The 12,968-nt window shown below is 69.6% G+C and carries 16 protein-coding genes; 13 read left to right on the top strand and 3 right to left on the bottom strand.

Annotated elements, in window-relative coordinates:
• Positions 1–42: 42 nt before the first annotated feature.
• Positions 43–444 carry a PLD nuclease N-terminal domain-containing protein gene (locus ACWC5C_RS33810; RefSeq protein WP_450881749.1) on the bottom strand — a complete coding sequence of 134 codons (402 nt, stop codon included), beginning with the start codon at positions 442–444 and terminating at the stop codon, positions 43–45.
• 90 nt (positions 445–534) lie between these two features.
• Between ACWC5C_RS33810 and ACWC5C_RS33805 the strand changes: the two genes are divergently transcribed.
• From ACWC5C_RS33805 to ACWC5C_RS33795, 3 genes are all read left to right on the top strand, one after another.
• Complete coding sequence (locus tag ACWC5C_RS33805) at positions 535–1,986, top strand: menaquinone biosynthesis decarboxylase (protein WP_450881747.1); 1,452 nt, start codon at positions 535–537, stop codon at positions 1,984–1,986.
• 79 nt (positions 1,987–2,065) lie between these two features.
• Entirely contained in the window at positions 2,066–2,968 is a 903-nt protein-coding gene (gene mqnP, locus ACWC5C_RS33800) for a menaquinone biosynthesis prenyltransferase MqnP (protein WP_450881745.1), read from the top strand.
• A 62-nt stretch (positions 2,969–3,030) separates the two neighbouring features.
• Complete coding sequence (locus ACWC5C_RS33795; RefSeq protein ID WP_450881743.1) at positions 3,031–3,705, top strand: UbiX family flavin prenyltransferase; 675 nt, start codon at positions 3,031–3,033, stop codon at positions 3,703–3,705.
• 8 nt (positions 3,706–3,713) lie between these two features.
• Here ACWC5C_RS33795 and ACWC5C_RS33790 read toward each other — a convergent pair whose 3' ends face one another.
• On the bottom strand, positions 3,714–3,881 hold the full coding sequence (locus ACWC5C_RS33790) for a hypothetical protein (protein WP_385440764.1): 168 nt from the start codon (positions 3,879–3,881) through the stop codon (positions 3,714–3,716).
• A gap of 126 nt (positions 3,882–4,007) precedes the next feature.
• Here ACWC5C_RS33790 and ACWC5C_RS33785 point away from each other — a divergent pair, with 126 nt between their 5' ends.
• The 9 genes from ACWC5C_RS33785 to ACWC5C_RS33745 all read left to right on the top strand — a co-directional run bounded on the left by ACWC5C_RS33785 (position 4,008) and on the right by ACWC5C_RS33745 (position 11,124).
• Positions 4,008–4,469: an Lrp/AsnC family transcriptional regulator gene (locus ACWC5C_RS33785; protein ID WP_450881741.1), complete on the top strand. Its 462-nt coding sequence runs from the start codon at positions 4,008–4,010 to the stop codon at positions 4,467–4,469.
• Positions 4,470–4,532: 63 nt separating this feature from the next.
• Positions 4,533–5,714, top strand: a complete 1,182-nt coding sequence (gene mqnE, locus ACWC5C_RS33780; protein WP_450881740.1) for an aminofutalosine synthase MqnE — start codon at positions 4,533–4,535, stop codon at positions 5,712–5,714.
• A 7-nt stretch (positions 5,715–5,721) separates the two neighbouring features.
• Entirely contained in the window at positions 5,722–6,246 is a 525-nt protein-coding gene (locus ACWC5C_RS33775; RefSeq protein ID WP_450881738.1) for an N-acetyltransferase family protein, read from the top strand.
• A gap of 43 nt (positions 6,247–6,289) precedes the next feature.
• Complete coding sequence (locus tag ACWC5C_RS33770; RefSeq protein WP_450881736.1) at positions 6,290–6,649, top strand: DUF4229 domain-containing protein; 360 nt, start codon at positions 6,290–6,292, stop codon at positions 6,647–6,649.
• Positions 6,650–7,008: 359 nt separating this feature from the next.
• Positions 7,009–8,349: a dicarboxylate/amino acid:cation symporter gene (locus tag ACWC5C_RS33765; RefSeq protein WP_450881734.1), complete on the top strand. Its 1,341-nt coding sequence runs from the start codon at positions 7,009–7,011 to the stop codon at positions 8,347–8,349.
• A gap of 190 nt (positions 8,350–8,539) precedes the next feature.
• The gene (locus tag ACWC5C_RS33760; protein WP_450881732.1) at positions 8,540–9,121 is read left to right on the top strand and encodes a hypothetical protein; all 582 of its coding nucleotides are present in this window, start codon (positions 8,540–8,542) and stop codon (positions 9,119–9,121) included.
• Positions 9,121–9,573 carry a hypothetical protein gene (locus tag ACWC5C_RS33755; protein WP_450881730.1) on the top strand — a complete coding sequence of 151 codons (453 nt, stop codon included), beginning with the start codon at positions 9,121–9,123 and terminating at the stop codon, positions 9,571–9,573. The genes ACWC5C_RS33760 and ACWC5C_RS33755 overlap by 1 nt, the downstream gene beginning before the upstream one ends.
• Positions 9,570–10,037, top strand: a complete 468-nt coding sequence (locus ACWC5C_RS33750; protein ID WP_450881728.1) for a hypothetical protein — start codon at positions 9,570–9,572, stop codon at positions 10,035–10,037. The genes ACWC5C_RS33755 and ACWC5C_RS33750 overlap by 4 nt, the downstream gene beginning before the upstream one ends.
• 25 nt (positions 10,038–10,062) lie before the next feature.
• The gene (locus ACWC5C_RS33745) at positions 10,063–11,124 is read left to right on the top strand and encodes an ATP-binding protein (protein WP_450881726.1); all 1,062 of its coding nucleotides are present in this window, start codon (positions 10,063–10,065) and stop codon (positions 11,122–11,124) included.
• Here the strand turns inward: ACWC5C_RS33745 and ACWC5C_RS33740 are convergent.
• Entirely contained in the window at positions 11,089–12,108 is a 1,020-nt protein-coding gene (locus ACWC5C_RS33740) for an alpha/beta hydrolase (protein ID WP_450881724.1), read from the bottom strand. The genes ACWC5C_RS33745 and ACWC5C_RS33740 overlap by 36 nt on opposite strands.
• A gap of 243 nt (positions 12,109–12,351) precedes the next feature.
• On the opposite strand from ACWC5C_RS33740, the gene ACWC5C_RS33735 reads away from it, so the two are divergent.
• On the top strand, positions 12,352–12,954 hold the full coding sequence (locus ACWC5C_RS33735; RefSeq protein WP_450881825.1) for a TetR/AcrR family transcriptional regulator: 603 nt from the start codon (positions 12,352–12,354) through the stop codon (positions 12,952–12,954).
• The last annotated feature ends 14 nt before the right edge of the window (positions 12,955–12,968 follow it).

Genomic DNA, 12,968 nt, shown 5'->3' with positions numbered 1-12,968 from the left:
GCCGCCGGTTCACACCGCCCCCGCCGCCCGCGCCGTCGGAAGTCAGGACGCCGCGGGCGGCGGTGTGTCGTCCGGGCCCTCGGCCTTGCGGCCCAGCTCGTCGCCGTCCTCCGGCCGCTCGCGCTGCTCAGGCCGCTCGTGCTGCTCAGGCCGCTCATCCGGCTCGGGCTGCTCATTGCGCTGACCCCGCTCGCCCAGCGACTTCAGGAACTCGGGGTTGTCGTCCGGGGCGACCCACTCGCGGCGCCGCACCTCGGTCGCCGCGGCCCGCTTGCGGCCCACCAGCAGCCAGGAGATCGATCCCACCACCGGGAACAGCAGGACGAGGATCGCCCACAGTGGCTTGGGGATGTAGCGGACGTCCCGCTCTTCGGTGGTGATGCAGTCGATGAACGCGTAGATGCTGAGTGCCAGCGGCACCAGAATCATCAGCACCCGGAGCATGAGGCGATCCCCCTGCGTGTGGTGTTCGGGGACCGGCCAGGCGGCCCCCAGTTACGGGACCAGGGTAGTGCGTACCGGATACTGGGACGCATGGCTTATGACGATCTTCGTTCCTTTCTGCGGGCGCTCGACAGGGAAGGCGACCTCAAGCGCGTCAAGGCCGAAGTCGATCCGTATCTGGAGATCGGCGAGATCGTCGACCGCGTCAACAAGGCGGGCGGTCCCGCGCTGCTCTTCGAGAACGTCAAGGGCGCGGCGATGCCGCTGGCCATGAACGTCTTCGGCACGGACCGCCGACTCCTCAAGGCCCTGGGGCTGCGCTCGTACGACGAGATCAGCGAGAAGATCGGCGGACTGGTCAAACCCGAGCTGCCACAGGGCTTCGGCGGGCTGCGCGAGGCGTTCGGCAAGCTCGGCTCCATGGCGCACGTACCGCCGCGGAAGGTGAAGGACGCCCCGGTCCAAGAGGTGGTGCTGACCGGCGACGACGTCGATCTCGACGCGCTCCCGGCGCTGTTCACCTGGCCCGAGGACGGCGGCTCGTTCTTCAACCTCGGCCTCACCCACACCAAGCACCCCGAGACCGGGGTGCGCAACCTCGGCCTCTACCGCCTCCAGCGCCATGACCGCCGCACCATCGGCATGCACTGGCAGATCCACAAGGACAGCCGCAACCACTACCAAGTCGCGGCCCGGCGCGGTGAGAAGCTGCCGGTCGCTATCGCCTTCGGGGCGCCGCCCGCGGTGACGTACGCGTCGACCGCGCCGCTCCCCGGTGACATCGACGAGTACCTGTTCGCGGGGTTCGTACAGGGCCGCCGGATCGAGATGGTCGACTGCAAGACCGTGCCGCTCCAGGTCCCGGCCGCCGCCGAGGTCGTCATCGAGGGCTGGCTGGAGCCCGGGGAGATGCTGCCGGAGGGCCCGTTCGGCGACCACACGGGCTTCTACACGCCCCAGGAGCCGTTCCCGGCGCTGACCATCGACTGTGTGACGATGCGCTCCCGCCCGCTGCTCCAGTCGATCGTGGTGGGCCGCCCGCCGACCGAGGACGGGCCGCTGGGGCGGGCGACCGAGCGGTTCTTCCTCCCGCTCCTCAAGATCATCATTCCGGATATCGTGGACTACCACCTCCCCGAGTCGGGCGGGTTCCACAACTGCGCGATCGTCTCGATCGACAAGAAGTACCCCAAGCACGCGCAGAAGGTCATGCACGCCATCTGGGGTGCCCACATGATGTCGCTGACCAAGCTGATCGTCGTGGTCGACGCCGACTGTGACGTACACGATCTGCACGAGGTGTCCTGGCGCGCCTTGGGGAACACCGACTACGCCCGCGATCTGAGCGTGGTCGAAGGGCCCGTCGACCATCTGGACCACGCCTCGTACCAGCAGTTCTGGGGCGGCAAGGCGGGCATCGACGCCACCGCCAAGTGGCCCGAGGAGGGCTACACCCGCGACGGCGGCTGGCCGCACATGGTCGAGTCCGATCCGGATACGGCCGATCGGGTGACGCGACGCTGGAAGGAGTACGGGCTGTGAGGTCCGATGTCATGCTGGGAGACAGCAGCGCGGAGGCGGGCTTTCTCCGCCACCGCGGAGGTGAACCGGAGTACGGGCTGTGACCGCCGCTGCTGCCGCCGTCCCTCAGCCCGGCCGCACCAGGGCGTTTCTGCGCCTGGTGATGATCGAGCATTCGGTCTTCGCGCTGCCCTTCGCGTACACCGCCGCGCTGACCGCGATGCTGCTGTGGGACGAGCGCGTCCACTGGATCGAGCTGCTGCTGATCACCGTCGCGATGGTGGGCCTGCGGACCTTCGCGATGGCCGCCAACCGGATCATCGACCGCGAGATCGACGCGCGGAACCCCCGGACCGCCTCCCGCGAGCTGGTCACCGGCGCGGTCTCGGTGCGCACCGCCTGGACGGGGGCGCTGGTCGCGCTCGTCGTCTTCCTGGGCGCCGCCGCGCTGCTCAATCCGCTGTGCCTGGCGCTGGCGCCGGTCGCCGTCGTCCCGATGGTGGTCTATCCGTACGGCAAGCGGTTCACCGACTTCCCGCACGCCATCCTGGGCCTGGCCCAGGCCATGGGCCCCATCGGCGCCTGGATCGGCGTCACCGGGGAGTGGTCGTGGGACGCGGTGATCCTGGGCCTCGCGATCGGCATCTGGATCGGCGGGTTCGACCTGATCTACGCCTGCCAGGACGTGGCCGCCGACCGGGAGCACGGGGTGCGGTCCGTACCGGCGCGTTTCGGCATCGCGGGGGCGCTCCACGGGGCGCGCGCCTGCCATGTGATCACCACGCTGCTGCTGGTCTGGTACGCGCTGGCCACCGGCGCCGGTGCCTTCTTCTGGCTGGGTCTGGTGATCGTGGCGGCGGCGTTCGCGTACGAGCACACGATCGTGCGCCCGGACGATCTCTCCCGCCTGAACCGCGCCTTCTTCACGGTGAACGGCTTCATCGGAATCGCCCTGTTCTGCTGCGCTCTGCTCGACCTGGTGGTGCGGGGCCTCGGCCCGTGAGACCCGCCGGATAGGCTCGGTGTGTGGAGCCGCCGCCCGGGCCGAACAGGCCGCACGAAGAAGTGAGCAGACGCCGGCCCTGGGTGGTCGGTGTGTCCGGCGCGTCCGGGACGCCGTACGCTGCCTCGGTTCTACGCGCGCTGCTGTACGCGGGGGAGGCCGTGGACCTGGTGATCAGCCGGGCCTCGCGGCTGACGCTGCTCGATGAGACGGGGATCGGATTCCGGGACGCGCACTGGCGGGAGGATCTGCGGCGCTGGCTGGCGCGCGGCGCGGACGGTACGCCCGACGCCTTCGACGTCCCTGTGGACTCGGCGGACGTCCGCCACTGGGCGGCCGGGGACCTGGCCGCCGGGCCGTCCTCAGGCAGCTACGACGTCAAGGGGATGCTGATCGTCCCCGCGAGCACCGCGTGTGTGGCGGGGGTCGCGCTGGGGCTCTCGAAGGATCTGCTGCAGCGAGCCGCGAGCGTGACGCTCAAGGAGCGGCGCAGGCTCGTGGTGGCGGTGCGGGAGACCCCGCTGAACGGGCAGACGCTGCGGCATCTGGTGACGCTGGACGAGGCGGGCGCCGTGGTGCTGCCCGCCTCGCCGGCGTTCTACGCGGGCGCGACGCACATCCAGGATCTGGTGGACTTCGTCGCGGGGCGGGCGCTGGACGCGGCGGGGGTGCCGCACAAGCTGTACCGCCGGTGGGAGGGGGAGCTCGGTGGAGACCGGGGACCGGAGACCGGCTAGGGGAGTGGCTAGCGCGTCCAGCGCTTCCTGGCGCGGGCGGCGCGCGCCGCGACGACGGCCGCGCGGCGGGCCGTCCGGGACACGGGACGGTCGGGGTTGCGGACCACGGCACGCGAGCGGCTGGCCAGTTCCCGCAGCTCCAGCATGCGGGCTTCAAGACCTTCGATCGTGTACACGGTGAGTTCTCATCTCCTGAGGTAACAGGCCCAACGCCTAGATGATTTACAGGACTTGTGGTCCTGATGCCTTAGATTCTACATGTAAAGTCGCTCTAACCCTGAATAATGGAAGGCGCACGGCATATGGACGCGGTGGACAGGCAGCTCATCCAGGCCCTGCGGGAGAACGGCAGGGCCTCGTACGCGGAGCTGGGCAGGCTCGTCGGCCTCTCCGGGCCGAGCGTTACGGACCGGATCAACCGCCTGGAGGCGGCCGGTGTGATCACCGGCTATCGCGCGACCGTGGACGCGGCCTCCCTGGGCCTCGGAGTCACCGCCCTGATCGGCCTCCAGCTCTCCGACGCCGCCGACCACGAGGACGTGGCGCAGCGGCTGCGCGACCTCGCCGAGATCGAGGACTGCTGGTTCATCGCGGGCGATGACTCGTACATGCTCAAGGTGCGCGCCTCGAACGTGGACGGTCTGGAGCGCACGATCCGCAGACTCTCCGGGACCAAGGGCGTGGCCCGGACGCGTAGCACGATCGTGCTCTCCACGAAGTGGGAGAACCGGGTCGGGGAACTTCCCGAGGACGTCGAGGCGTAGTCTCGGCGAAGGCCGACACCGGCACGACGACGTAGGGCCAGACGCATGGGAGGCGGCCGTCGCATGAGCGCAGCGACACACGATGTGGGTTTCAAGCGGGAGTTGGAGCAGAAGGTTCTCGCGGGCGAGCGGCTCACCCGTGAGGACGGTCTCGCCCTGTACGAGTCCGACGACCTGGCCTGGCTGGGCGGACTCGCCCATGAGGTGCGCACCCGCAAGAACGGCGACGTCGTCCACTTCAACGTCAACCGTCACCTCAACATGACGAACGTGTGCACCGCGTCCTGCGCCTACTGCTCCTTCCAGCGCAAGCCGGGGGAGAAGGACGCCTACACGATGCGCATCGAGGAGGCCGTCCGTCTCGCCAAGGCGATGGAGAACGACAAGCTCACCGAGCTGCACATCGTCAACGGGCTGCACCCCACCCTGCCGTGGCGCTACTACCCGCGGTCGCTGAAGGCGCTCAAGGAGGCGCTGCCCCCGGAGGTGTCGCTGAAGGCCTTCACCGCCACCGAGATCCACCACTTCGAGAAGATCTCCGGCATGTCCGCGTCCGAGATCCTGGACGAGCTGATCGACGCCGGTCTGGAGTCGCTGACCGGTGGCGGCGCGGAGATCTTCGACTGGGAGGTCCGGCAGCACATCGTCGACCACGACACCCACTGGGAGGACTGGTCGCGCATCCACCGGCTGGCGCACGAGAAGGGCCTCAAGACCCCGTGCACCATGCTGTACGGGCACATCGAGGAGCCCCGGCACCGGGTGGACCACGTGCTGCGGCTGCGTGAGCTGCAGGACGAGACCGGCGGTTTCCAGGTCTTCATCCCGCTGCGCTACCAGCACGACTTCGTGGACATGCAGGACGGCAAGGTCCGCAACCGGCTGCAGGCGCGCACCTCCATGGCGACCGGCGCGGAGGCGCTGAAGACCTTCGCGGTCTCCCGGCTGCTGTTCGACAACGTCCCGCACGTCAAGGTCTTCTGGGTGATGCACGGGGTGCAGACCGCGCAGCTCGCCCTCAACCACGGCGCGGACGACATGGACGGCTCGGTCGTCGAGTACAAGATCACGCACGACGCGGACAACTACGGCACGCCGAACAAGCTGACCCGTGACGATCTGCTCGACCTGATCCGGGACGCGGGCTTCAAGCCGATCGAGCGCAACACGCGGTACGAGACGATCCGCGAGTACGAGGGCCCGGACCCGGCCCGGCGCGAGTCGCCGCAGCCGATGCGGGTGTGACCGCATCATGCCGCTGACCTTCGACCTCGACCCCGAGACCACCCCTGAGCTGCTGGACTCCGTCCGTACGGTCTGGGCCGACGTCTCGAACGCGGGCGGCGCGGTCGGCTTCGTACCGCCGGTGACCGCGGAGGACATCCGTCCCGAGCTGATCAAGCACCTCGCCGCGATGACGGAGGGGCGCACCCGGCTGCTCGTCGGCCGGGACGAGAGCGGCGCGGTGGCCGCGACCGCCTTCTTCACCTTCAACACCCACCGGCTGATGCGGCACTGGTGCTGGCTCTACACCGTGATGGTGCACCCCTCCCACCAGGGCAAGGGGTACGGCCGCGAGCTGATGGCCGCCGCGGAGGACGCCGCGCGGGGGATGGACGGCATCCGGGGGATACGGCTCACCTGCCGGGGCGGCACCGGCGTGGACCGTTTCTACGCGGGGTGCGGCTACAAGGAGGTCGGCCGGGTGCCGGGGGCGATCAAGGTCGCGGACGACGACTACCGCGACGACGTCACCATGTGGCTACCGCTGCACTGATCGCCGCGGAACCGACCGCCGCTGAATTGATCAGAAACCGGGCGTGATTCACTGGGAGGGCAGGAACTTCCAGGAGAAAGAGGACCCCGCCGTGTCCCTCAAGCCGAGCGCCACGTTCCGCTACACCAGCATGCGCCTGGGGATCTTCGTCGGCTGCTTTCTGGTCATGTGGGCCCTGGTCTACTTCGGCGTGGTCCCCGCGGGCCTCGGCGCCTCCAACCTGTTCTGGGTCGTGCTGCTCGCGCTGATCGTCTCCGCCCCGCTCAGCTTCATCCTGCTGCGCAAGCAGCGCGAGGCGATGGCGGCGCAGGTCGCCGACCGGGTGGACCGGGCCAAGGAGCGGCTGGCGGCCAGCCAGAGCCAGGAGGACAGCGCACAGAAGCCCGCGCAGGACGGCGTGTAAGCCTCCTCACACCTCACACACGTTTCCGACGCCCCTTGGGCCAGCAGCCGCTGGCACAGGGGGCGTTGAGCTGTTTCCGGCCACCACGGCCATCCTGGGCGGCCTCGGGGCGGGTCCGAAAGGTCAAAGATTTTCTTTGGGTTCCCCAAAGACGCGGTGTTAATGTACTTGTCATGAAGACAGCAGCCGCGCCCCGTATCGCAGCGAGCGTTCCGCTCGTGGCGCGCCTGCACATCGATCTTTGCCGCTGTCGGTCCGCGGCCTGTCAACGCCGCTGACCTTCTCTCGTACAGCGGCCGGAGATCCCGTACGGACTCCTGGCTTTTTCTCGCCCTCTTACCTCCCCCGGAGTGTGTCCGTTGTCGTCCCTCCCCGAGACGTCCGAGAGGACGTCGTCCTTCCGCCTGCCCAAGGTGCCGTTCTGGGCGCAGATCCTGCTGGGTCTCGTCCTCGGTGTGGTGCTCGGCTGGGTCGCCCGCAGCGGCGACGTCGGCTGGCTGGTCACCACGCTCGACAAGGTCGGCTCGACCTTCGTCCAGCTGCTGAAGCTCGCCGTCGCCCCGCTGGTCTTCTTCGCGATCCTGATATCGATCACGAACCTGCGGAACGTCAGCAACGCCGCCCGGCTGGCCACCCGCACCCTGCTGTGGTTCATGGCCACCTCGCTCATCGCGGTCGCCATCGGTCTGGCCATCGGCCTGCTCACCAACCCGGGCGCGGGCACCGGCCTGACCGCCAAGGACGGCTCCAAGCCGGACCACGCCGGGTCCTGGCTGGACTTCCTCACCGGCATCGTGCCGACGGACGTCATCACGCCGTTCACCGAGCTGCAGGTGCTGCAGATCGTCTTCATGGCCGCCGTCGCGGGCGTCGCCGCCCTGCAGCTCGGCGAGAGGGCGCAGCCGATCCTCACCCTGAGCCAGTCGGTGCTGGAGCTGCTGCAGAAGGCCCTGTGGTGGGTCATCCGGCTGGCCCCGCTGGGCACCGTGGGGCTCATCGGCTCCGCCATCGCCGAGTACGGCTGGAACCTCATCGGCAAGTACGCGACCTTCACCGCCGACGTCTACATCGGCTGCGCGCTGGTGATGTTCGGCGTCTACCCGCTGCTGCTGGCGACCGTCGCCAAGGTCAACCCGCTGAGCTTCTTCAAGGGCGCCTGGCCCGCGATCCAGCTGGCCTTCGTCTCCCGCTCCTCGGTGGGCACCATGCCGGTCACCCAGCGGGTCACCGAACGCCTCGGCGTGCCCAAGGAGTACGCGTCCTTCGCGGTGCCCTTCGGCTCGACCACCAAGATGGACGGCTGCGCCTCCATCTACCCGGCGCTCGCCGCGATCTTCATCGCCGAGATCTTCGGCGTGCACCTCGGCATCGGCGACTACCTGCTGATCGCCTTCGTCTCAGTCATCGGCTCCGCCGCCACCGCCGGTCTCACGGGCGCGACGGTCATGCTCACCCTGACCCTCTCCACCCTCGGCCTCCCCCTGGAGGGCGTCGGCCTGCTGATGGCCATCGACCCGGTCCTGGACATGATGCGGACGGCCACGAACGTCGCCGGACAGGCCCTGGTCCCGGTCCTGGTCTCGGCCCGCGAGAAGATCCTCGACCACGACGCCTACGCCCACGCCACCTCGTCCCCCCTGGGCGACGACCGCGACGAGCCGACGGCCACCGAGCCGGAGCGTCAACTCGCCACCGTGTAGCCCTCGGTGGCGGCGCGCCGCCACTGTAGGCCGGTACGCCTGTGTCCCCGGAGCCTCAATGAGGCTCCGGGGACACTTTTTTGATCGCAGAGTGCTGCATTGCTGTCAATTTCTTTCACGCTATGTGTTATCCAGTGTTACGGCGCTAATATGTGATTCGTGTACATGCGGTCATACGGGGGGAACGCGCATGCCTGACACCACAGCGGGGAAATCACTGCGATCCGCGCGTGACATGATCGAAAAAGCGATCCGGGAGATGGCGGACAAGGGCGTACTGCCGAAACCCGGCGCCGAGAAGGGCGTTGTCGGCAAAATCGCGCTGCGCCACATCCTGAAGATGATCGATGTCGCGATCGCGGCCATGGATGCGCCGCCGGAATCCGACTCGATCGTCGTGTACGGGATCCTCGCCGAGGAGTGCGAGCCCGTTCTGGGGCTGCCGTCGAGTGATGTCTTCAGCGCGCTGGTCGAGTTGTGCGGTGAGCCGCACGGGTCGGCCATCCGGCCGGAACTGCCCCGGGCGAAGCCGTCGGTGATCGAGACGCTTCGCCGGGAGATCGTCGCGGTGACCGTCGAATACCGGGCGCGGCCCGGGGAGACGGGGGTGCGGATCATCGAGATGCTGTACGGCGCCGATCGGCAGAAGGTGCGGCGCAAGCGCATCAAGCAGGAGATCGACTGGGGCGACATACCCGAGGAAGTGCGCGCGCGGATCATTCGTGACGATGACGAGGGCGTCACCCTGAGTCTTCCTTTGGGGAGGGCTTGATGGTTTTCTTCATTCCTCTGATCATCATGGCCATCGGGCTGGTCATGTGGAATCGGATCATGGTCTGGGCCCGGGATCAGCTCTTTCCCTGGGTGAACGAGCACGTTCCCTGGATGTCCGACACGGTGAAGCTCGCATTCACCGCGCTGGACAAGTACGCCACCGCCATCCGCAGAAATGTGAAGGCGGCCTGGAAGGAACTGCGGTCCTATCTGCTCGAACAGGTCGTCGAGTTCGAGAAGGGGACGGCCCCGAACACCTATCTCCGGCGCATGACCGCGCTGATGAAGAGCCAGCTGAGCAGTGACGCGCCGGTCAGGCGGATCGTGGTCGAGGAGGACGTCGCCTGGGACGACCTTCCCGAGAAATACCGTCAGTCGCTGGTGGCGGGCGACGGCGGGAGTTACCGCATGGACGTGACCAGGATGCGCGACCAGGAACTCGAAGAATGACCCGCAGAGGAAGAAACGGGCATATGTCGCTGTGGTGGTGGACGGGCGTCGGTGTAGTGGTGGTGGCGGTGGCCCTGGTCGTGTCGCGGCTATGGCCGCGGTCCGCCGGGCGCGTGCGGGGCGGCCGTCTCACCGCCGTCGTGCTGGCCGCCCTGGCCGAGGACTGGGCGGCGCGCATGGACGCGCACCCCGATGACATCCGGGCCGCCGTTCTCGGCTCCGGATCGGCCGGGCTGGGCGCCCGGCTCGGGTCGGAAGTGCGGGAGGTGGAGGTCGTGTTCATCAGGCCCGCTACCGGGCGGTCGGACGCGCACACCGTCGTCCGCTGCGTATTCGGGAATCCCGAAAGCGCTCTGGTGACCGAGACCGTCACCGGCTGGGACGACATCCCCGACGATGTCCGCGCGGAATTCATCCGTCAGGAAGCCGACGAGGTCAGCCGCCGCTGGACCGTGGCGAGCTGACACACACTGATACGGGGGGCAGTGCATGGACGAGGGACGGAACACGGTGCCGCGGAGCTGGGCGTTCACCGATTCCGGCGGCGGGGCAGCCGGATCGGCGACCGCGACCGCGACGAAGACCACGACGACCACCAGGACCGTGACCGCACGGCGTACTGAACGGGCCGGGGAATCCCCGGAGACGGGATCGCCGGAAGCGGTCGACTTCCGGGTGGAGCAGCCCGCCCGTACGTTCGGCGATCTCGTCCTCGCGGAGGTGGTGCGCCGCCGCGTCGACACCGCGCTGAACGTGGTCGCGCACCGGGACGTGCTGTTCAAGGAATGGAACCTGGCCGCGATTTCCCCGCACCGCGGCGGCGCGGTGGTGAGCCTGTACGGCCCGCCCGGTACGGGGAAATCCGCGTGCGCGGAGGCCATCGCCCACCGGCTCGGCCGCCCGTATCTCCGGGTCAGCTACGCCCAGATCGAATCCCGTTATGTCGGGGAGACGCCGAAGAACATCGTGCGCTGTTTCGCCGAGGCCCGTCGGCACGACGCCGTGCTCATCTTCGACGAGGCGGACTCCATTCTCGGGCGGCGGCTGAGCCGGGTCACGCAGAGCGCCGACCACAGCGTCAATGTGTCCCGCTCGGTGATGCTCACCGAACTGGACCATTTCGACGGTGTCGTCGTCTTCACGACCAACTTCCCGGAAAACTACGATGTGGCGTTCGTCCGGCGGATCCTGGCCCATATCCGGCTGGAACTCCCCGACCTCGCCGCACGGCGCGATCTGTGGACGAAGCTCCTCCCGAAGGAACTGCCGCTGCACCCCGAGGTCACCGCCGACATCCTGGCGGCCGAATCGGAGGGCATGGCCGGTGGCGACATCGTGAACGTCATCATGGCCGCCGCCGCGGCGGCCGTGGCCCGCAGTGGAGAGCGGCGCGTGGTCGAACTCGCCGATCTCCGCGACGAACTGGCCGCCGCGGCGCGGGCGCGTCGCGAGGTCGGGAACCCGCCCTCGTCGCCGCGCCTGGTGGCCTGGGAGGACGTACCCCAGCAGCCCGGCTCAGAGGCGGGCGAGGGGGCGGGTCAGCAGGGGTAGCGCGCGGTCCAGTTCGCGCTCCCAGTACGGCCAGGTGTGGGTGCCGGGGCCGTAGAGCCGGGCGGTGAGGGCCAGGCCGTGGGCCCGGGCGCGGCGTACGTAGTCCTCGGCCATCGGCCAGAGGCTCTTCTCGGTGGTGTCGACGGGACGGTCCGCCGGGTCCAGCGGCCCGGGGGTGCCGTCGCCGCAGGAGACGTACACCGGGTAGCCGCGGGGGAGCCGGGTCAGCTGGGTGTACGGGTCGTGGGCCGCCCAGATCGCGGACTGGGCCGTGGGGTCGCCCCACAGGGCGGTCGGGTCGGCGCCGTACCGCTGCACGATGCCCTGGACGCCGGCCGGGCTCCGCAGGGGGTGGATGACGCCGCTGAACGAGGCGGCCGCGCGGAAGAGGCGGGGGTGACGGGCCGCGTAGGACAGGGCGCCGAAGCCGCCCATGGACAGGCCCGCGATCGCCCGGCGGCCGTTGCCGCGCAGCGTGCGCTCCACCAGCGGGCGCACCTCGCCGAGGTGGAAGGTCTCCCAGGCGGGCGGGCCGTACGCGCCGCCGTTCCACCAGTTGGAGTAGAAGCCGGAGGGGCCGCCCTCGGGGGACACCACCAGGGCGGGGAGGGACGCGGTCAGCCCCTCGACGTCGGTGTTGAGGGTCCAGGCCTGCCAGCCCGGACCGGGGTCGCAGCAGCCGTGCAGCAGGTAGAGGACCGGCCAGCGGCGGTGCGGGCGGCGGTCGTAGCCGCTGGGCAGCAGGACCCGGGCGTGGCCGTCGCGGCCGAGGGCGGGGGAGTGGATCGTCAGGTCGAGGACGCGTTCGCTGACGCGGTCGGCGGCGGTGATGCGCGCCTGGTCGGTATCGGCGCTGCGGGAGCGGGCCTCGGCCGGGCGGGAGCGGGCCTCGGCCGGGCGGGAGCGGGCCTCGGCCGGGGTGGGGAGCAGGGGCGCGGCGGCCAGTGCGGCGAGCGCGGCGGCGGCGCGGCGGCGGGAGGGCATCGTTCGTATCTCCTTCGCTCGGTGCGTGCGGAGCTGAACGGGGCGTTGCGCGTGCGCTGTTGACACTGTGAAGGGGTCGGCGAGCCGTGACAAGAGTGAGGTGCCGAGCACGTGATCTTCGTCGTGTCCCGCCGTAGGCTGGTGAGGGTCAGAGGTGTGCGGGGGCACTGGCTTAAGGGGGCGGTCCGCGTGGGCGGGGTGACGAGGAGCAAGCGCGTACCGCGGGTGGTGCGGGAGCAGCAGATGCTGGACGCGGCGGTGCGGGCCTTCGCGCGGTGCGGCTACCAGAACGCCTCGATGGACGACATAGCCGAGCTGGCCGGGGTGTCCAAACCGCTCGTCTATCTCTACCTCAACTCGAAGGAAGAGCTGTTCGCGGCGTGCCTCCGGCGGGAGGCGGCGTCGCTGGTGGCCGCGGTGCGGGGCGCGGTCGAGCGGGGCGCGCCGCCGGACCGTCAGCTGTGGAGCGGGCTGAGCGGCTTCTTCGCGCACACCTCCCGGCACCCCGATGGATGGGCGCTGCTGCACGTGCAGGCGCGGACGCACGGTCACCCTTACGCGCACGAGGTGGCGGCGATGCGCACGGAGATCGTGGCGTTCGTGACCCAGCTGATCGCGGCGGCGGCCCGGAAGGGCGCGCGGGAGCGGCGGCTGGCGGCCGCCGAGGTGTCCGGGCTCGCCCACGCGCTGGTCGGGGCGGCCGAGTCGCTGGCGGACTGGGCGGGCGACACGGAGCGGCCGGACGGCCGCCCCTCGGCCCAGGAGGCGGCGGCCACCCTCATGAACTTCGCCTGGGCGGGCCTGGGGAACCTGCTGCACGGACAGGACTGGTCGCCCGCCCGGTAGACGCTTACGGGGCC

This window comes from Streptomyces sp. NPDC001700, assembly GCF_053596435.1.
This window is presented reverse-complemented; position numbering and strand designations above follow the sequence as displayed.